Origin of the sequence: Bacillus sp. XF8, from assembly GCF_017498755.1 — a bacterium.
Classification (GTDB): domain Bacteria; phylum Bacillota; class Bacilli; order Bacillales; family Bacillaceae_G; genus Bacillus_A; species Bacillus_A bingmayongensis.
The window spans coordinates 40,842-59,434 of the sequence record NZ_JAGDQK010000017.1 but is presented as its reverse complement, the minus strand read 5'-3'; the positions used below and the strand labels follow the sequence as shown (position 1 = coordinate 59,434).

Annotated in this window: 14 protein-coding genes and 4 pseudogenes; 14 read left to right on the top strand and 4 right to left on the bottom strand. The window is 31.3% G+C overall.

Features of this window, described 5'->3' with window-relative positions:
• Positions 1-88: 88 nt before the first annotated feature.
• Both J4P91_RS11130 and J4P91_RS11125 read left to right on the top strand, forming a co-directional pair.
• On the top strand, positions 89-805 hold the full coding sequence (locus tag J4P91_RS11130) for a response regulator transcription factor (RefSeq protein ID WP_017149823.1): 717 nt from the start codon (positions 89-91) through the stop codon (positions 803-805).
• Positions 795-2,225, top strand: a complete 1,431-nt coding sequence (locus J4P91_RS11125) for a sensor histidine kinase (protein ID WP_017149822.1) — start codon at positions 795-797, stop codon at positions 2,223-2,225. Before J4P91_RS11130 ends, J4P91_RS11125 begins: the two co-directional genes overlap by 11 nt.
• A 235-nt stretch (positions 2,226-2,460) precedes the next feature.
• On the opposite strand, the gene J4P91_RS11120 is transcribed toward J4P91_RS11125, so the two are convergent.
• Positions 2,461-3,369 carry a LysR family transcriptional regulator gene (locus J4P91_RS11120; protein ID WP_207994191.1) on the bottom strand — a complete coding sequence of 303 codons (909 nt, stop codon included), beginning with the start codon at positions 3,367-3,369 and terminating at the stop codon, positions 2,461-2,463.
• Positions 3,370-3,552: 183 nt separating this feature from the next.
• Between J4P91_RS11120 and J4P91_RS28855 the strand changes: the two are divergent.
• From J4P91_RS28855 to J4P91_RS11105, 4 genes and pseudogenes are all read left to right on the top strand, one after another.
• Positions 3,553-3,762: pseudogene (locus tag J4P91_RS28855) on the top strand (IS6 family transposase); the annotation flags it as partial.
• Between the two features lie 289 nt (positions 3,763-4,051).
• On the top strand, positions 4,052-5,044 hold the full coding sequence (locus tag J4P91_RS11115; protein ID WP_207994186.1) for a DUF4046 domain-containing protein: 993 nt from the start codon (positions 4,052-4,054) through the stop codon (positions 5,042-5,044).
• A 345-nt stretch (positions 5,045-5,389) separates the two neighbouring features.
• Positions 5,390-6,634: an NAD(P)-dependent malic enzyme gene (locus J4P91_RS11110; RefSeq protein WP_207994185.1), complete on the top strand. Its 1,245-nt coding sequence runs from the start codon at positions 5,390-5,392 to the stop codon at positions 6,632-6,634.
• Between the two features lie 659 nt (positions 6,635-7,293).
• Positions 7,294-7,644, top strand: coding sequence for a DoxX family protein (locus J4P91_RS11105; RefSeq protein WP_207994184.1), 351 nt, complete (start codon positions 7,294-7,296; stop codon positions 7,642-7,644).
• A 273-nt stretch (positions 7,645-7,917) separates the two neighbouring features.
• On the opposite strand, the pseudogene J4P91_RS28850 reads toward J4P91_RS11105, so the two are convergent.
• Positions 7,918-8,177 (bottom strand): annotated as a pseudogene (locus J4P91_RS28850) (IS3 family transposase); the annotation flags it as partial.
• Positions 8,178-8,681: 504 nt separating this feature from the next.
• Here J4P91_RS28850 and proC point away from each other — a divergent pair.
• The 4 genes and pseudogenes from proC to J4P91_RS28845 form a co-directional block, all read left to right on the top strand.
• Complete coding sequence (gene proC, locus J4P91_RS11100; RefSeq protein ID WP_017149814.1) at positions 8,682-9,500, top strand: pyrroline-5-carboxylate reductase; 819 nt, start codon at positions 8,682-8,684, stop codon at positions 9,498-9,500.
• 202 nt (positions 9,501-9,702) lie between these two features.
• Positions 9,703-11,055 (top strand): branched-chain amino acid transport system II carrier protein BrnQ5, encoded by a 1,353-nt coding sequence (brnQ5, locus tag J4P91_RS11095; protein WP_207994183.1) that lies wholly within the window; start codon positions 9,703-9,705, stop codon positions 11,053-11,055.
• Positions 11,056-11,393: 338 nt separating this feature from the next.
• Positions 11,394-12,809 carry an amino acid permease gene (locus J4P91_RS11090; RefSeq protein ID WP_207994182.1) on the top strand — a complete coding sequence of 472 codons (1,416 nt, stop codon included), beginning with the start codon at positions 11,394-11,396 and terminating at the stop codon, positions 12,807-12,809.
• 408 nt (positions 12,810-13,217) lie between these two features.
• Positions 13,218-13,346: pseudogene (locus tag J4P91_RS28845) on the top strand (IS6 family transposase); the annotation flags it as partial.
• Positions 13,347-13,520: 174 nt separating this feature from the next.
• Here the strand turns inward: J4P91_RS28845 and J4P91_RS11085 are convergent.
• The gene (locus tag J4P91_RS11085; protein WP_017149811.1) at positions 13,521-14,297 is read right to left on the bottom strand and encodes a GIY-YIG nuclease family protein; all 777 of its coding nucleotides are present in this window, start codon (positions 14,295-14,297) and stop codon (positions 13,521-13,523) included.
• An 896-nt stretch (positions 14,298-15,193) separates the two neighbouring features.
• Positions 15,194-15,388: a hypothetical protein gene (locus J4P91_RS11080; RefSeq protein ID WP_017149810.1), complete on the bottom strand. Its 195-nt coding sequence runs from the start codon at positions 15,386-15,388 to the stop codon at positions 15,194-15,196.
• Between the two features lie 159 nt (positions 15,389-15,547).
• Here J4P91_RS11080 and J4P91_RS11075 point away from each other — a divergent pair.
• The 4 genes and pseudogenes from J4P91_RS11075 (at position 15,548) to J4P91_RS11060 (ending at position 18,536) form a co-directional block, all read left to right on the top strand.
• Positions 15,548-16,100, top strand: a pseudogene (locus tag J4P91_RS11075) (tyrosine-type recombinase/integrase).
• A 301-nt stretch (positions 16,101-16,401) separates the two neighbouring features.
• Complete coding sequence (locus J4P91_RS11070; RefSeq protein ID WP_017149807.1) at positions 16,402-16,818, top strand: hypothetical protein; 417 nt, start codon at positions 16,402-16,404, stop codon at positions 16,816-16,818.
• A gap of 72 nt (positions 16,819-16,890) precedes the next feature.
• Positions 16,891-17,430 carry a hypothetical protein gene (locus tag J4P91_RS11065; protein WP_207994181.1) on the top strand — a complete coding sequence of 180 codons (540 nt, stop codon included), beginning with the start codon at positions 16,891-16,893 and terminating at the stop codon, positions 17,428-17,430.
• Positions 17,427-18,536 carry a S8 family peptidase gene (locus J4P91_RS11060; RefSeq protein ID WP_207994180.1) on the top strand — a complete coding sequence of 370 codons (1,110 nt, stop codon included), beginning with the start codon at positions 17,427-17,429 and terminating at the stop codon, positions 18,534-18,536. The genes J4P91_RS11065 and J4P91_RS11060 overlap by 4 nt, the downstream gene beginning before the upstream one ends.
• The last annotated feature ends 57 nt before the right edge of the window (positions 18,537-18,593 follow it).

The window sequence follows — 18,593 nt, the reverse complement described above, 5'->3', positions numbered from 1 at the left end:
CCAACTTTCATTTATCTTACAATAATCTTACAAAAGGAAAATTTTAGTTTTAAGCAAGATTTTAACTTAGTAGAAACGGAGGAGGAAGATGAGGAGAAATATTATAATCGTCGATGATGAGCCTGAAATTATAGAGGTATTAAGACTTTTTTTGGAAATGGAAGGCTTTTCGATACTGGAAGCACATGATGGTAAATCAGCTTTAAAATTGATACAGAAATATAGAATTGACCTAGCTATTATTGACATTATGATGCCGAAGGTTAATGGATACGAATTGATTAAACTAGTTCGGAAAGAGTACAAAATGCCTATCATTATTCTTTCTGCCAAAAATCAGGAAATGGATAAAATTATGGGACTAGGGCTAGGAGCAGATGATTTTATATCCAAACCATTCAGTTTGTTGGAGGTATTAGCACGAATCCAAGCTCAACTTCGAAGAACATATGATTTTAATGTTAGCTCTTCAAATTATGAGCACTCTCAAACGCACTTTAACGACTTGGTGTTGGATCACCACTCTTGTATTCTTTACAAGCGAGGGCGCGAAATTAAACTTAGCGCTCTAGAGTATAAATTATTGAAGCTATTTATGGGAGAGCCAGGTCGTATTTTTACAAAAAAACAAATTTTTGAGAATGTATGGTCTGATCATTATTATTCAGATGACAATACTATTATGGTTCAAATCAGTAGATTGCGAGAAAAAATAGAAGATTATCCAAGAAATCCAGTATATTTAAAGACTGTACGAGGCTTAGGTTATCGATTTGCGAAGAAGGAAGAATTAAATGAGCGATAAAAATAAAATATTTAACACCTTAATTAAGACGTATGTTTTCTTCTCATTAACTGTTGGGATTACTGTCGTTGTCCTACTTGTCATTTTAAATTTTCAAATGAAACAGAAGTTCGATAATACTGTGTTATCTAATTTAAGAGCGCATGAAATTGTACGACAGGACTACTCAAACATTCGCTCTGGTGCAATAGAGTCATTTAACGGTTGGGTAGAAATTCTGGATGAAGATTTGCAAGTTATTTATGTTAAAGGGAAAAAACAAGATAACTCATACGCTTATACAGAAAAAGAATTAAACAGGCTTTTTTATGACCAAAAGGAAAATTCGTATCACACTTCTTTAGCACCATTTAAAACAAAAGACGGGAAAAACGCTTATTGTCTCATTAAGATTCCCAAAACATATATAAAGCAAGAATTCACAGTAACAAGTGCAGCAAAAGACCATATTACGGATTTTACAACATTGCTGCTTCAAACCTGTCTCCTTTTTCTCCTTTTATTCGGGATTAATGTCTATATATATAGCCGCTGGATGGCTATGAAAATAACCAATCCATTACTTTCAATCGCTAATGGAATTAGAAACATTACGAATGGCCATTACTACAAACGGCTTCATTTTAAGGCAAACTATGAATTAATAAAAATACAGAATTACTTTAACCTTATGGCCGAAAAGCTAGAAAAAACAGAAAAGGATAAAAAACAATTAGAAGAAAGTAAGCAGCGCATGCTTGTTCATATCTCTCATGATTTGAAAACTCCTATTACAACTATTCAGGGCTATGTTGAAGCACTGCAAATGGGCCTTATTAAGGAGGAAACGAAGAAACAGCAAGCTTTACGTATCATACATACAAAAGCACGACTCGTTACAGAATTAATTGAGGATGTATTTGAATTGTCTAAACTTGAAAGCCCTGACTATCCATTTGTAACTGAAGCACTGGATATTTCTGAATTTATTCGTGAAATAGCTGCCGAATATTATGGACTATTTGAAGAAAAACACTTTCGATTTCAATTTGAAATCCCTCCTCAGGAAATACTCGTTTCTTTTAACTATACATTGTTATATCGAGCCATTTCTAACGTACTGTCCAACGCCTTAAAATACAACCCAGAAGGAACAAATGTCTTCGTTTCGCTTATCGAAGATACTCAAAAGGTACATATTAATATCATCGATGATGGCATTGGTATTCCTAATCCTATAAAAGAAAAAGTATTTGAAGCATTTTTCAGGGGAGACCAATCAAGAAAAAGTGATGGGGGAACAGGTCTCGGTTTAACTATTTCAAAACATATTGCGGAGAAACATGGAGGTCAAATTTATTTACATACAGACGAAGGGAAAACGAAATTTCAAATCATTTTGCCTAAAGCTGGTTACAATAAGAATCTCGTACAAGATTAAAAAGACTTATGTGCTTTATTCGCATAAGCCTTTTATTTTTATTTAGTATCCTTAGATTCATATGTTAAAGTACATAAATGGTTATTCCAAAATCCCATTAATTTCAAGTGAATCTGTAGTGGCTTCTCTGATACATGGGTTAATGACAATTTTACGTACCTAGTTGTTAATCAATTGTGCATTTTTTGCTTTACGAGTCCTTCCTAATCTTATGGAATAGGAATTTCCACTGCATTCATGAATTACCTGTTACCAAATTTAAATCAATTGTGGTGGCTTTTAACTGTTCAACAAAAATATGTGTAGCAGTACTCATATACTTATCCTTTCTATAGATAATTCCCACTTCTCGAGAAAGATTAGAATTTAGAATAGGAATAATTCTTATTTTATTATTATTAAGACACTCTAAGTAAGGCCTAGGTAATATGGTTATGCCTATTCCTTTTACGACCATGTTAATTAAAGATTCCATAGTTGTTATTTCAAGGATTGGCCGAGGTAGAAATCCCAATTCATTACAAGATTTATTGATAAGTTGTCTTATAAAGTAGCTTTCAGGAAGTAAAATGGAAGGCGTTGTACGCAATACTTCCAAACTTACCATATCTTTGACCTCTAATGGATGCTCATTAGGTACAGCGAGGGCAAGATCCTCTTTATACAATGAGATAGTTTCTAATTCATTATTATTCATAGGTAAAAAAACAATACCTATATCTAACTTATTTTCTAACAAATTTTTCATAATATCTCCTGTGCGTAACCCAAGCACGGATACCTCAATATTAGGGTATAAATGATGAAAACTCAGTAATGCTGGTGGAATTAAGTAGTTTTCAACTGTTAACAATGTTCCGATAGATATACTTCCTCTCTGGAGTCCGTTTAATTCCTTTATAGCAGTTTGTGCTTGTTCTAATTCATCAAAAATGTTCTGGGTGTGCCTCAGAAGTAGTCTTCCTGATTCTGTAAGTGCCGTCTTTTTACCAATTCGATTAAATAAAGGTGTTCCAATCTCATACTCTAATAAACGAATTTGTTGGCTTAAGGCAGGTTGGGAACTTCCAACCTTTTCTGCAGCTCTCGTGAAGTGAAGTTCCTCGCATACTGCACGAAAATATTCAAGTTGTCTTAATTCTATCCTAATGCCTCCCGATTTTATTATTTAAAATTTATTATGCTTAGAGGAATAAAGTAGTTTAGTAATCTCTTTCTAGGTGAATTTTTATAAAAGTTCACTTATGGAGATATGTAGCATATCATAGTTTTAACCTATTATTATCGTATAAATAATTGAATTGTATTATGATTTGAAATATTAATATACCTCAATAATCTCATTGAGCAAGCACGTCGACACGTGAAGCTCCGTTTCGCTCGTTCCTTAGGATTTCAAATTCCTCGTCATACCTCACGTAAGATAAAAGGGATAGAAACACTTCGTGTCATATGCAAACAAAGACGAAGTCTTCAATCAGACTCCGTCTTTTCAGCGTATAACGAATTACAAAAATTTATTAACAAATACATATAAATTGACCATAATCTTCTCATGTTACTATGTGTTAAAAAACTTTGCATCAGAACCTTAGTTACAAAAATTTTAAATTGAAAATTTTTGTAACTTTTTGTTTTTTCATGTCATCTTTATTATAAATTAGAGAAATGATTCTATTAAATGTTTGTTCTTTCTTCATCATATGCAACGCTTCTACTCCATAAAGTAAATAACAGCAGTTAATAAGGGTGTTTTATTTTGCATTAGGGGAGAAAGGGATATCGCCAAATGTCCTTTACTAGTTTAAATAGGAGGAAGTTTTGAAGTGCAAACAAGAGCAGTGAAAATAGAGGAAATCTATCAAGAAGTATTAGACGGTAAAAGAAGTAGGTTCCCGGCGAATACATGGAAAGAAGATGACAATAGAGATCTATCTAGAAGAGTAACAAAATATTTAATTGAAACAATTTTAAAGTGGAATGAAGAGGATATTAAACAAAAATGGAATACGCCTTTAATTATAAAATATCGATTACTCGGTGCGCTCAAACATGGTTATGATAATAGTCCCTATAAAATGATTACAGACTTATATCCCAATAGATTTAAAGAGTGGGAATTTGGTATGGCACCTTTAAATTTTTGGACTAAAGAAAAAGCTCTTGAAGTATTAAAATGGACTATTGAAGAAAAAGAACAGCTAAGTAAAGTACAACTACTAAAGATATACGGAAAAAAATGGATAAAAGAAAATAAACTCAGTGCGCCATTAGTTATGTATTGGAATGGTAGCCCTTATGCAATGATAAACGCTTTATATCCTAATAAATTTAAAGAATGGGAATTTAGTATGACTCCAAACAAGTTTTGGACCAAAGATAAAGCATTAGAGGCACTAAGATGGACTATTGAAGAGAAAGAAAAGTTAACTCCTGCTCAATTATTACAAGTTTACAGTGTAAAATGGCTAACTATTCATAAATTAATCTCTCCTTGTCAGATATTATGGAAGAACAGTCCGTACTCTATGCTCAATGAATTATATCCGGGTCAAAATAAAGAATGGGAATTTAAATTTACACCTACCGGATTTTGGACCGAAAAAAAAGCATTAGAGGCGCTGAAATGGACTATTGTAGAAAAGGAAAAACTAACAGAGGAGCAATTACTATCTACTTACACACAAAGGTGGTTAATAAAACATAAATTATGGACGCCATTAAGAAGGTATTGGAATGGTAGTCCATACGAGATGTTAAATGCTTTATACCCAAATCACTATTCAAAAGATATGTTAAAAGGTTATAAAAATAAATAATGATTACTAATACATAGGAACGAGCAAAAAGACCATCGCTATCAACCTAACGAAATTGAATACCTCAAAAACAAAAAATTTGAATCTGTTAATAAGGATTAAAAAAGAAATATTAATAAATTTTAAAACGTTAGTTTGTGTCTTTTTTTGTAGCTATTAATATAAACTGAAATTGAATTTTTAGAAGAATATGAAATCAATCAAAAAGAAATGATGGTTATATTAGAAGTCCCACGTATAGTCATAAACTATCAAGTTTAAGATGAGTTAACAAAAAATTTGCTTTAAACAATTCCTAACTTAATTATAGGAAAATAAAAAACTTAATTAGAGGAGCGAAATTATATGTCACCTTTACGCGATGAAGCATTAAAAATGCATAAAGAAAAACAGGGCAAGATCGGTGTTTATCCTAAAGTTAAAGTGCAAAATTCGACAGATTTAAGTCTTGCTTACTCACCAGGCGTTGCTGAACCATGCTTAGAGATTTATAAAGATGAAAGTAAAGTATATGATTATACAATGAAAGGGAATCTCGTTGGAATTATATCCGATGGAACTGCAGTACTAGGTCTTGGGAATATTGGGCCTAAAGCAGCTATGCCAGTAATGGAGGGAAAAGCTTTACTTTTCAAGTCGTTTGCTGAGATTGATGCTTTTCCTATTTGTTTAAACACTAATAATCCAGATAAGATTGTTGAGGCTGTTAAATTATTAGAACCAAATTTTGGGGGGATAAATTTAGAAGACATTGCAGCACCTCAATGCTTTGAAATTGAGGAGCGCTTACGAAGATCTAGTGATATTCCTATTTTTCATGATGATCAACACGGTACAGCTATTGTAACTATTGCTGGCCTAATTAATGCTCTTAAGTTAGCAAATAAAAAAATTGAAGATGTACAAATCGTTGTAAATGGCGCTGGTGCTGCTGGGATAGCTATTGTTAAGCTGTTACTTCATATGCATGTAAAAAATGTTATTTTATGTGACACAAAAGGGATAATATATGAAAACCGACCTGTTGGCATGAATACACTAAAAGAAGAAATAGCTCGTATTACCAACATAGAACAGAAGCGGGGAACATTAGCAGACGCCCTTATTGGTGCTGATGTATTTATTGGGGTATCAGCTGCAGATGTAGTTGATGAGGAAATGATTCGTTCTATGAATAATGATCCTATTATTTTTGCTATGGCTAACCCTACACCTGAAATTATGCCTAATAAAGCAAAAATAGCTGGAGCACTAGTAGTTGGTACAGGTCGTTCTGATTTTCCTAATCAAGTAAATAATGTACTAGCATTCCCTGGAGTTTTTCGTGGAGCTTTAGATGTACAAGCAAAAGAAATTAATGAAGAAATGAAGCTAGCAGCTGTTTATGCAATAGCTGAGTTAATTTCAGAAGAAGAGCTTCATGTAAACTATGTCATTCCAGATCCGTTTGATCCTAGAGTGGTGCCGCATGTAGCATATGCTGTTGCGCGTGCTGCAATGGAAACTGGTGTTTCAAGAAAAAATATCAGTATGGCTGAAATTAAAAACAACCTATTAAGATTAACAGAAGAGGCAAATGTATTGAAATAAGTATTTGTCTTGAGAAAAGAAAATGTCATGGAGCAAAGATTGCATGTATTTGAAACAGGCTATCCCGACTAAGATAGCCTGCTATATTTTTAAAATTTTTTAATTGTTAATGCAGTTATCTTGAAGTTTTGACACCAAGATGATTTTTCTAATACTTAATATTTTTTGTAAAATCATGTACTTTTTGATTAGATTTTGTAGTATTAATTATAAATTAAAGATACGTTTCTATTAGAATAGGTTTGAAAGCGTTTCGACTCCCCTTATAAAGAAATTGCCAATTTCTTTATAAGGGGAGTTTGCATGATGGTTTTTTATTAGCTTAGATTCTTTTACTTACAGGCTATTTATATAGATTAGTAGTGAAAAAGCGGATAAATCCATGTTCTTAAGAAATTTAACAAAAAAGCACTTAATGACTATTGATTATTATCAGAGTGGATTTTTGCAAACATGTAAAGGACGTGTTTATAACTTTGGTTTAAATCAACAAACCCTTATTTTAATAGATGAATAGCAAAAGGTCTTCTACTTAGTTCTTAGCGTATAAAACGTTAAAACATGTATGTTACTCTTTCTATTATCTATAAAATACATATATATCTAGTTATTTGTAAATAAAATGGAAACGAACAAAATCTTAAAAGGAGCGAACTTGAATGATGATTGTTCTTCAGGTAGTTTTAGCAATTTTTATTTTAGTAGGGGGATTCATAAAACTTTTCCGTATACCTTTTCAGATTGAACATTGGCAACACTATCAATATCCATTATGGTTCATGTCTATAATCGGTTTTGTTGAAATTGTTGGGGCAATAGGAATAATCGGTGGTATCTGGAATCAATACTTAGCACTGGGATCAAATATATTATTAGTCGTTCTCATGGTCGGAGCCATTCATGCTCATATTTTTCGGGCACATCAATCTATCTTAATGATTATTCCTGCAACACTCTGTTTAATATTATCTACGACGATAATTATTTGGAACTTAAATGTATTTTCTTAAACTTAATTATAAACTTCCACTTCAAATAATGGGAATTATATAAATAACAATTTTGATTGAATAAATATAATTTTAAAATAAATAATTATTAAAAAATATTATATAAGATTTATTTAAAATGGTGATTAGTTAAAGAGTATTAATGCCGAAAAAATTATCACCACTTTACTTCTTCTTTTAATGATTATGTGAATGGAAAGCCCCTTTATTTCTTAAAATGTACCCTTGTAAAGGACATGCAAAAGCCTAGGCAACTTTAAGAAGGTGATCTCTTTATTGCATAGGGGTGACCTTTTTAAATTCCATTGGTATATGTAGTAAATCATATATTGTTTATTTTCTTTTTTTATTCATCTAGAGTCTTTAATAGAGACTTCATCTTTCAGAGGGCCTAAGAAAGATTCTTTGAGAGAGTTATCCCAACAGTTTCCTCTTCTTGACATAGATTATTGTAACCCTAGTTTCTTAACTGTTTTTTGGATATTAGGAGGCATATAGTGAACTTCTTGATCTGAGTGAATCAATACACCTTTTGCCCGATACTTACTTGTTCGTTACAAAAAGCTAACATCTCTCGCGAAATCTCATAAGGTATTTGAAGATAAAAGATTTTGAATCTCTCGAGCAAATAATTGTAATTCATCAGATACAAAAATAGACATACTAAAACGCCATCCTTTCCTATAATTCTACAGAAAGAATATCGTATTTTTTATTTTAGGGGGGAGTTTGTGTTATTGGCTTGATGGTGATGGGGTAAGATTAAATCAGTCTGTCCAAAATCAGAAAGAATTTATTCACCAATTGTTTGGGCTTACAGCATAAGATACGATTCCGTTAGGAATATATGCGTTTTATTCTCTTTCGTGTTATTTTTGTACCAGAACTCTAATGGGTGGGTTGAACAAGAAATAAGATACTAGTCTCGATATAGTTTACAATGTTTATTTCTACTGTACGGGATATCAACAAATTTTTTCAGAATAATAATTTCAAACCGATAAAATTTATGATAAAAGGAGCAAAAGCGAGTTATTATGAACAAACAAATAGGATTCATCGGATGCGGAAACATGGGTATCGCTATGATAGGTGGGATGATTAGCAAAAATATAGTTCCTTCGGATAAAATAATTTGTTCAGATTTAAATGTCATTAATTTAAAAAGTGCTAGTGAAAAATATGACATAGCTACAACTACTGACAACAATGAAGTAGCTAAAAGTGCTGATATTTTAATTTTATCAATCAAACCAGACCTATACTCATCAGTAATTAACCAAATAAAAGAGCAGATAAAACACGATGTAATAGTCGTAACTATTGCTGCAGGAAAAAGTATTAAGAGTACTGAGAATGCCTTTGGCAGAAAGTTAAAGGTTGTTAGAGTAATGCCTAATACACCTGCTCTTGTTGGAGAAGGAATGTCTGCGTTATGTTTTAATGAAATGGTTACAGAAAAAGATCTAGAAAATATACTAAATATATTTAATAGTTTTGGTCAAACGGAGATAGTAAATGAAAAATTAATGGATGTTGTAACATCTGTAAGTGGTTCTTCTCCAGCATATGTATATATGTTTATAGAAGCCATGGCAGATGCTGCTGTACTAGATGGTATGCCAAGAGCTCAAGCATATAAATTTGCAGCTCAAGCTGTATTAGGTTCTGCAAAAATGGTACTGGAAACAGGAATACATCCAGGCACACTTAAAGATATGGTTTGTTCTCCAGGTGGAACGACAATAGAAGCTGTAGCAACACTAGAGGAAAAAGGTTTAAGAACAGCTATCATTTCAGCTATGAAACGTTGTACTCAAAAATCTGTTGAATTATCCAGTTTAACTAATAAATAAGAAGCTTCGTTTAGGGGTAACGTCACATCCATTAATTTAAGCCATTTTTAAAGTTAAAAGCCTGTTGCTATTATCTTATAGGGGAGGAGGACCGTAACATGGCCTTCCGCTACTGTACTCTAAGCTGGAATAACCTAAATTAGTATATAATTTACATAAACAAATAAAGAGTGTATAAAAATTTGTAATCGGAGGATTTATTATGTCAAAAAAAGTTCCTTCTTCCTTTATCATAATTATAGGATTAATGCTATTTGCATTGTTTTTTGGAGCAGGAAATTTAATTTTTCCACCTATGCTTGGTCAAATGGCTGGAAAGAATGTATGGATAGCCAATGCAGGTTTCTTAGTTACCGGAGTTGGTTTACCATTGCTAGCAATAACAGCATTTGTTTTTTCAGGTAAAAATGATTTACAATCTTTAGCTAGTCGTGTACATCCGTTGTTTGGTATTGTATTTACGACTGTTCTCTATCTAGCAATTGGTCCTTTTTACGCTATCCCTAGATCTGGTAATGTATCGTTTGAAATTGGAATTAAACCTTTTTTATCAAATGATGCAAGTCCTGTTACATTAATCATATTTACAATCTTATTTTTCACAATTGCATGCTTGTTATCACTTAATCCTACAAAAATTATTGATGTAGTTGGAAAATTTTTGACTCCTATTAAATTGACATTTATCGGATTGCTCGTAGTTGTAGCTCTTGTTCATCCGATTGGAAGAATTCAAGCACCTTTTGAAGGGTATACATCACATGCATTTTTTAAAGGTTTTCAAGAAGGTTATTTAACTCTGGATGCTCTTGGAGCTTTTGTTTTCGGGATTATTATTGTGAATGCAATTAGAGAAAAAGGGGCTACCACTAAAAAACAGCTTATGATTGTTTGTGCAAAAGCAATGGCTATTGCTGCTACACTCCTAGCTCTTATCTATACTGCCCTTTCCTATATGGGGGCTTCTAGTGTTGAAAAACTAGGTCGTTTAGATAATGGGGCTGAAGTTTTAGCAAAAGTTTCGGACTATTATTTTGGTTCTTACGGTGCAATTTTATTAGGTTTAATGATTACAGTAGCATGTTTGACCACAAGCGTAGGACTTATCACTGCTTGTTCTTCTTTTTTTCATGAATTATTTCCAAAGATCTCTTACAAAAAATTTGCCATTATTTTGTCTGTTTTCAGTACACTAGTTGCAAATATAGGATTAACACAATTAATTACGATTTCAATCCCTGTATTAATGACTATGTATCCAATTGCTATTACCTTAATATTCTTAACATTTTTACACTCTGTATTTAATGGTAGATTTGAAGTATATCAAGGGAGTTTGATATTAACATTTATTATTAGTTCATTTGATGGCTTAAATGCTGCTGGAATAAAAATCGAAATAATTCATAAGTTTTCCGCCCATTTTCTCCCTTTGTATAGTGTAGGTTTAGGTTGGGTACTTCCAGCTATTATAGGCGGTGTATGCGGTTATATTTTTAGCATATTACGGAAGAAAAATACCCTTAGTTCTGGTGAAATTCGATTAAATAAATAATTTATTATGTATGAGATATCACCATATCCCTATCAAGCTAATAAAACTAAGCATCTCTTTAGAATGAAAAAATCTGTTATTCTTTGTTTTGGGAGTCACTCAAAATATCTACAATCTATTTATAAATAAATTGTAGCTAATTTTTGTTGAACATTGGATGAAGGAGAAAAAAATAGAATCTATTCCTATAAAGATTCTGAAAAAAGTATCGATAAATTTATCGAATATTTTAAATCCACATAATGTAAAGTTTTGGGCTAGCTAATATCTAAGTAAATTTATATATACCAAAAGAGTTAGAAGAACATACCTTATTTTTTAAAGGGGATACTGAGAATATGAACAAGTTGTTTAAAAAAAAATCTGTTACACAATTGTTAGAACATAATAAAGGTAAGACCCTAACAAAAACATTAGGAGCATTTGATTTAATTATGTTAGGGATAGGCTCGATAATTGGAACGGGAATTCTTGTGTTAACTGGATTAGTAGCAGCAAAAGATGCTGGTCCAGCAGTTATTTTTTCATTTGCACTTGCAGCGATTGTTTGTACATTTATAGCATTATGTTACGCAGAAATTGCTTCTACACTCCCGACGTCAGGTAGTGTATATACGTACTCCTATGCAACAATTGGTGAGTTTGTGGCTCATTTAGTAGGTTGGACGTTACTCTCAATATATATCTTGGCAACAGCGGCTGTCGCTGGTGGATGGACAGGGTATTTCCACAATTTAATAAAGGGCTTTGGATTAGAGATACCCAAATCCCTATTAACGATTCCATCGCAAGGTGGCATTGTGAATCTACCAGCGGTAATCATTATATTGATATTAACATGGATGTTATCGCGTGGTACGGAGGAAAGTAAACGTATCAATAATACAATGGTATTGATTAAAATTGGAATGGTTGTATTATTTATTTTAGTTGGTATATTCTATGTAAAGCCAGAGAACTGGGTACCGTTTGCACCATACGGTTTAAGTGGAGTTTTTGCTGGTGGAGCAGCCATATTATTCGCTTTTACGGGCTTTGATATATTAGCAACTTCAGCAGAAGAAGTAAAAGATCCACACCGTAATCTTCCCATCGGTATTATTGTATCGTTAATCATATGTACACTTATTTATGTTATAGTATGCCTTGTTATGACAGGGATGGTTTCCTATAAAGAATTAAATGTGCCTGAGGCAATGGCTTATGTAATGGAAGTTGTAGGGCAAGGAAAAGTCGCTGGTGTAATTGCTGCAGGTGCTGTAATTGGCCTTATGGCTGTTATTTTTTCGAATATGTATGCAGCAACACGAGTATTCTTTGCAATGAGTCGTGATGGACTGTTACCAAAATCACTTGCGAAGGTTAATAAGAAGACTGGAGCACCCACCTTTATAATCGGATTGGCGGGAATAGGAAGCTCTGTGATAGCTGGATTTATTAATTTGAAAGAATTAGTTAATTTAGTTAATATTGGTAGTTTAGTAACATTTGCGCTAGTTTGTGTATCAGTTATTATCCTCCGTAAATCACACCCAAATTTAAAACGTGGATTTATGGTACCGTTTGTACCCGTATTACCAAGCATTTCAATTATATGTTGTGTGTTCTTAATGCTAAATTTACCGTTAAGAACATGGTTGTACTTTAGTATTTGGATCACTATTGGAGCAGTAATATATTTCATTTATTCGATAAAACACAGTAATTTAAATGAGGAAACGATTTCAAAAGCACATGATAAAATCGCGAGATAATAACCACAGGAAATTCTATTAATAATCATATCGATAGTTGGGTAACATAGATATCAGTGAAATTTAAAGAAGCTGACTTCTGTTGAATACAGAAATCAGCTTCTTTATGTTACATAATTTTTTTCGAAATGCCCTTTACGAAAGAGACAGATTAGTATTGTACCTTACTGTGTTAAAGTTCATTTGAAAAAATTTTGTACGCAGTCACTTTAGAATCCTTCACTCAAAAAAATATAGCATCATAAACACCTTAACTTTATTTAAAACATCGTGCCTCTGTTTTAAATTCACATTAGGGGGAAAATAAGAACTTAATACTTTAAAAATTCCGTTTAGACTTTCTTGTATAGATACAGAATTATGCTACTTAAATTCAACCTATGTACAACGACATGAAATTTTTTGCTTACAACTACATCCATTATTTCTAGGATAGAAACGATGCACATGATTAAAAAAGGACAACTTATTTTGAGGGATAAGTCCGTCAAAAATCAAGTAAAGTTTATCCAGAAACTATTTGGAATAGTTGCTTAAAGTCAAACTTCATTAGAAAACGTTTTGCCTTTTTACATATCTTTCTTAAATATTTGCACCAGAACCAAGAAGGTTTTTTACGTTTAACAGAGGAACTCAAAATCTGTCTCTTAAGAAGAACAATATATATAATAGAAGAAACTCGTCAAAAAAAGCGGATTTGCTACTTTAAAGTCAATGGTTTAACCTTAGATTTCTTAAATTCTTTTTACCAGATAAAGCATGCATTATATCTTGATGCTTTATCATCCTCTTATGATTACGTGGTGTACGGAAATCGTTTCGGTGTTCTTTAATTGTAATTAATGTTTGAAGTTCTATGCTCAATACTTTAGCGAGGACATGATGGTTATACCCATTGTCTAACAAAGAAATTATTTCATAAAACATAGTTTTTCCACCAACTAATTTTACTAAGTCATTCTTTAACTTATCTCTTTCTCTTGTCCTTTTCTTTTGAAGTTCTTTTAATTCCAATGCAGACTGATGTTGTTTTTCTGTTTCAATTTTTTGTAGTTTAACTTCTTGTCGTTTCTTTTTTTCTATATCTCTTGCTACATTTTCTATTTTCCCTTTTTCTTTAGCTTCATCAATTTCTAATAACATGGATTTTTTATTTGTCTGTTTAATGTATTGAGTATATAATTCTGGGAACTCCTTTTGAACTTCTTTGTTTAATACTGTTTTATATTTAATCATATAAGTAATCTGTAATAAAGAACGTTTTAATAAACTATCTTCAATGAGGTACGCTACTTTATTAAATAAATGTGCATACTCCTGAGTGTTGGAATAACTGTTAAAATGAGCTGAAACTCTACTCTTTATACTAAAAGCCTTGCCTACATAAACAATGTTGTCGTTATAGTCTGTAATTAAATAAACACCACTATCGGATTTGTTCAATTCATTATTCAGTTCTTCTAGATTCATAAAATGTAATTCACTCATACTTTCTCCTCCTTAGAAGTTTTGAACCATGAAAAGCAGCCAAGGTTTCTTAAAAAAGCACTTGACTGCTCTGGTAACTCTCGTTTTATTAAGGTGAAAATTTATGGTATCCCTTTTTTTACCAATAAATAACATGCATAAAAATATTCAAATTATAAACTAGTTATACTTTTGGAAAACTTTAATATAGACTGTCCTTTTGTCCGATAGTTTTCACTCTTAATACAAATAACATAGAAAAAATAGTCGCTAAATTATAGTCTCATAATTATCAAATGGAAAATACTATCTAAAAATATGAACAAATATTTTAAATAGACTCTTCTGTTGCGATTCCAATGCCGTACTTGTAAAAGTGTTGATATCAGGCACTTCAAGTGAACCTTTATCTATATAAATGTAAGTAAAACAATAATCGTTTGAAGTGCTGTCGAACAAATTCTAATAGAAATGTATATTTAATTTACAATCAATACTACAAAATCTAACCAAAAAAGACAGATTTTTTCAAAGGTTAAATGCTAGAAAAATGGGTTTTGGTGCAAAAATCCCAGGAATCTTGCAAGTATTCTCCTAAACTTTGACATACTGATAGTATGATTCTAAAAAAGGTGCACGATCAGTACGGAAAAGGAAAGTTTGTTCAAATGGAAGCTAAAAAGAATACTGAAAAAGAAAAAGTGTAAATTGGGCAAAGGATTTTATTTTATAACAAAATCGAACGTTTATGTTACAGGAAGTGCTAATAATAATAAATTCTATAACCTTTGAATTTATCAATACATGAATATATGGATTACTTTGCCCCTGGTTATAAGAACGCTGGTACTAGACCAATATGAGATTCCTATCCTCGCTAATGAATACTGAGACGTCCCTTTTCGATTCCTGAAGCATCATTTCATTTTAGAGGGATATTTCCAATCACGATTCCCTTTCAAAACAGTCGAAGAGGTTTCACTTTTTTTAGGTAGGCTTTGTTTCTCTATGTTTTCCAGAGATTTTTGCATTCGTTCAATTTGTTCTTGTAATTCTTTTATTTCAAATTTCATTTCCATAAGTAATCGTAAAATAGCATCTCCTTTATTCATTGCAACATACTTCCTTCGTTTTTCTCTTATTACTTTTAAATATCAGTTTACATTCATATTCCCACAAACATTGACCTTATCCCAATTTCCCTGCTATCCTCAAAATACATACCAAAAGTATATATTCAAAACGCTATAAATAAAGAGATAGAAAAAACCATGAACAAAAAAACACATCTCATTGATGTCCAACCTATCCGAAGTAAAGAACAGATCGGAGACATGAAACGGGCTTTAAAACGCCACTGTTTTTTATTCATTACTGGAATCAATACAGGTCTACGAATAGGTGATCTACTCCAATTAGAAACTAAAAGTGTCTTGGAATTGAAACGTAAAAAAAGAAAAGAGTTCAAACTAAAAAAAAGAAAAACGAAGAAAGAACGGATGGTTAACTTCTATTTTTGACGAAGTATATGAATACGCTCAAGCCGTTCAAAGTATCTAGTTATTCCCATCTCGGAAAGGGGATCAACCAATTAGTAAGATCCAGGCCTATTGACAATTGCAAAAAGCCGGAGACTTTGCCAGTATAGAATCCATTGGTACTCACACCATGCGAAAAACCTTCGGCTATTCGTTCTATAAACAAACCAAAGATGTAGCCATGTTGCAAGAAATTTTAAATCATAGTACACCACAAGTCACACTTAACTATATTGGAATTAATATAGAAGAAAAAGATAATATACTAGACATTCCTGTGTTATGATCAAAAAAATCAAAACATTCTGTATTTAATTAATAAAATACAGAATGTTTTATTGAATTAACAAGTAAATAATCATGTATATACATATATATATACATGATTATTTATAAGATTTAAAGAATATAAAAAGAAATATAATTTTATAAATGTTATATTTATGTGAAATATATAATTTTTATTCAATATCCAAAAAAATGCTTTCATGATAATATTTGTATGTAAACGGTAATGGGATTAAAACTTGTACAAGATTTTTATTTTAATTCTGTTACGTATCACAACATAGGGGAGGAATTTTAAAGTGTCAATTAAAACTAAAGTTCTAGGTGGGGCATTAGCTTTTTCAGTATTAGCTACAACTTTACCTACAGCATCTTTTGCAGCAGAAAACACATCTAATTTTAACACCCAAAAAAAAGCTCCAGCACCAATAACACAAACAGCTACTGAAGGAGATGTTTCAGCACAAGGATGGAAAACAAAATTAGCCGCGCAAGCTATTAGAAAAGCAGGATGGTTAGTATCAAAATTAGGTAACAAAATTTCACCTAAAGCTTCTAAGATTCTATCAAACAACCTTAATAAAATTGCTAACTGGATTGAAAAAGCTGGAGATGTTCAAGAATGGGCATTAGCATCATTTTTAGTGAGTTTAGGAATTCCTCCAGGTGATGCCGCTATAATTGCACATTGGATAGTATTATTCTTTGGCTTATAATATATTATACAAAAAAGATTCAGCATACACTGAATCTTTTTTGTATAAATAAAACAATGGATAGGTGATTTTATGAAAATTTTCTTAGCAATGTTATTAATATCATTCATTATATTAGGTTTTTTTTACTATATCCTCGACAAAAACAGCTCTAAACAAACAAAAAATGAAGAAAGTTTCTTTTTAACTATATTATCAGCTTTTGTCGGTGCGTTTGTAATAATTTTACTTACGATTATTCCATCTATAATACTATTTATTATTTGTCTAGGAATAGAAAATCTTTTTCCTCACTTATTAAAATCAAAAAATTTGTATGACATTCTTTTCCTATCTATATTATCGATAGGAATAACTTTTATATTCGAAATATTCTTTAAAGGTTTCTTTACTGGTTTTTCTAAGTATTTTAAATTACCTCAAGTTATAAATATCATAGGATCAATATTTATATACACAATTACTTTCTATTTAATTACTGAAAAATTTATCAAAGACTTACATCTAACAATGATAGGTTCATTAATTATATCCATTATTATGGTATTAATAGATTTAATATTAGACAAATATGTAAAAAATAAAAAACACTTTAGAGGTTTAAATGTATGAAAAAAACATTTATATATATATCGCTTATACTTATCTGTATAACATTTTCTCCAGTACAAAGTTTAGCATCCAATAAAGAAGATGAAACAAATTATTTGATAACATTCAAAGAAAAAGTAGATCCTAAACTTATAGAAGAGTACACAGGAATAATGAAAGAAGCATATTTTGAAAATATAGCAAACGTACAAATTTCAAAAAGTAAGATTAAAGAATTAATACAAAATCCCAAAATAAAAAGTATAGAAATAAATCAAAATGTTAAAGCTTTAGAGCAAAAAAATGATTGGGGAATCGATTTACTTAATATTCCGTCAATTAAAAATAATACCGGTTTAACGGGGAAAAATATATCTATTGCCATATTAGATACAGGTGTCGATATGAATCATGCAGACATAAATATCAGAAGGAGTATTACATTTATAGAAGGTACAAATGGCTATGCTGATGAAAGTGATCATGGAACACATATATCAGGAATTATAGGTGCAAAAGATAATTCAATTGGCGTTGTGGGTATCGCACCATCTTCAAAAATTTATTCTTTGAAAGTTCTTGACAAAAAAGAAAATGGAAAATATAGCAACATCATTCAAGCAATTGAATGGTCTATAAAAAATAACATAAGGATTATTTCAATGAGTTTCGGAGGATATCAAAAATCAGATGCTTTAGAAAGTGCTATAAATAAAGCACATGAAAAAAATATTATTTTAGTTGCATCAGCTGGTAATACAGGTTTTTTTGATGAAGATACTATTACTTATCCAGCAAAATATAAAAATGTTATTTCAGTGGGAGCTGTAAATAAACAAAAACAAAGATGGTTTGCATCAAGTCAAGGAAACAAAATAGATATAATGGCTCCTGGAGAAAAAATTTTAAGTACCTCACCAAAACAAAAATATACAATAAAAAGTGGTACTTCAATGGCTGCTGCTTATGTAACAGGAAGTATATCTTTATTATTAGAAAAAAAACCACAACTTACCAACATAGAAGTGGAAAATATCTTAAAAAAGACTACTACACCTATAGGTATTTCTTTTGAATATGGACATGGTATTCTGAATATAGAAAAAGCTGTAAATGAAATAAACTAAAATACATAATAATAGCAAGGGAATGCTTGTATACTGATCTGTACTGCATTCCCTTAT

Coding starts and splice junctions, on each gene's coding strand:
- J4P91_RS11110 (WP_207994185.1), top strand. CDS start 5,390: ATGTCACCTTTACGCGATGAAGCATTAAAAATGCATAAAGAAAAACAG.
- J4P91_RS11090 (WP_207994182.1), top strand. CDS start 11,394: ATGAACAAGTTGTTTAAAAAAAAATCTGTTACACAATTGTTAGAACAT.
- J4P91_RS11130 (WP_017149823.1), top strand. CDS start 89: ATGAGGAGAAATATTATAATCGTCGATGATGAGCCTGAAATTATAGAG.
- J4P91_RS11125 (WP_017149822.1), top strand. CDS start 795: ATGAGCGATAAAAATAAAATATTTAACACCTTAATTAAGACGTATGTT.
- J4P91_RS11065 (WP_207994181.1), top strand. CDS start 16,891: ATGAAAATTTTCTTAGCAATGTTATTAATATCATTCATTATATTAGGT.
- J4P91_RS11105 (WP_207994184.1), top strand. CDS start 7,294: ATGATGATTGTTCTTCAGGTAGTTTTAGCAATTTTTATTTTAGTAGGG.
- J4P91_RS11085 (WP_017149811.1), bottom strand. CDS start 14,297: ATGAGTGAATTACATTTTATGAATCTAGAAGAACTGAATAATGAATTG.
- J4P91_RS11080 (WP_017149810.1), bottom strand. CDS start 15,388: ATGAATAAAGGAGATGCTATTTTACGATTACTTATGGAAATGAAATTT.
- J4P91_RS11060 (WP_207994180.1), top strand. CDS start 17,427: ATGAAAAAAACATTTATATATATATCGCTTATACTTATCTGTATAACA.
- proC (WP_017149814.1), top strand. CDS start 8,682: ATGAACAAACAAATAGGATTCATCGGATGCGGAAACATGGGTATCGCT.
- brnQ5 (WP_207994183.1), top strand. CDS start 9,703: ATGTCAAAAAAAGTTCCTTCTTCCTTTATCATAATTATAGGATTAATG.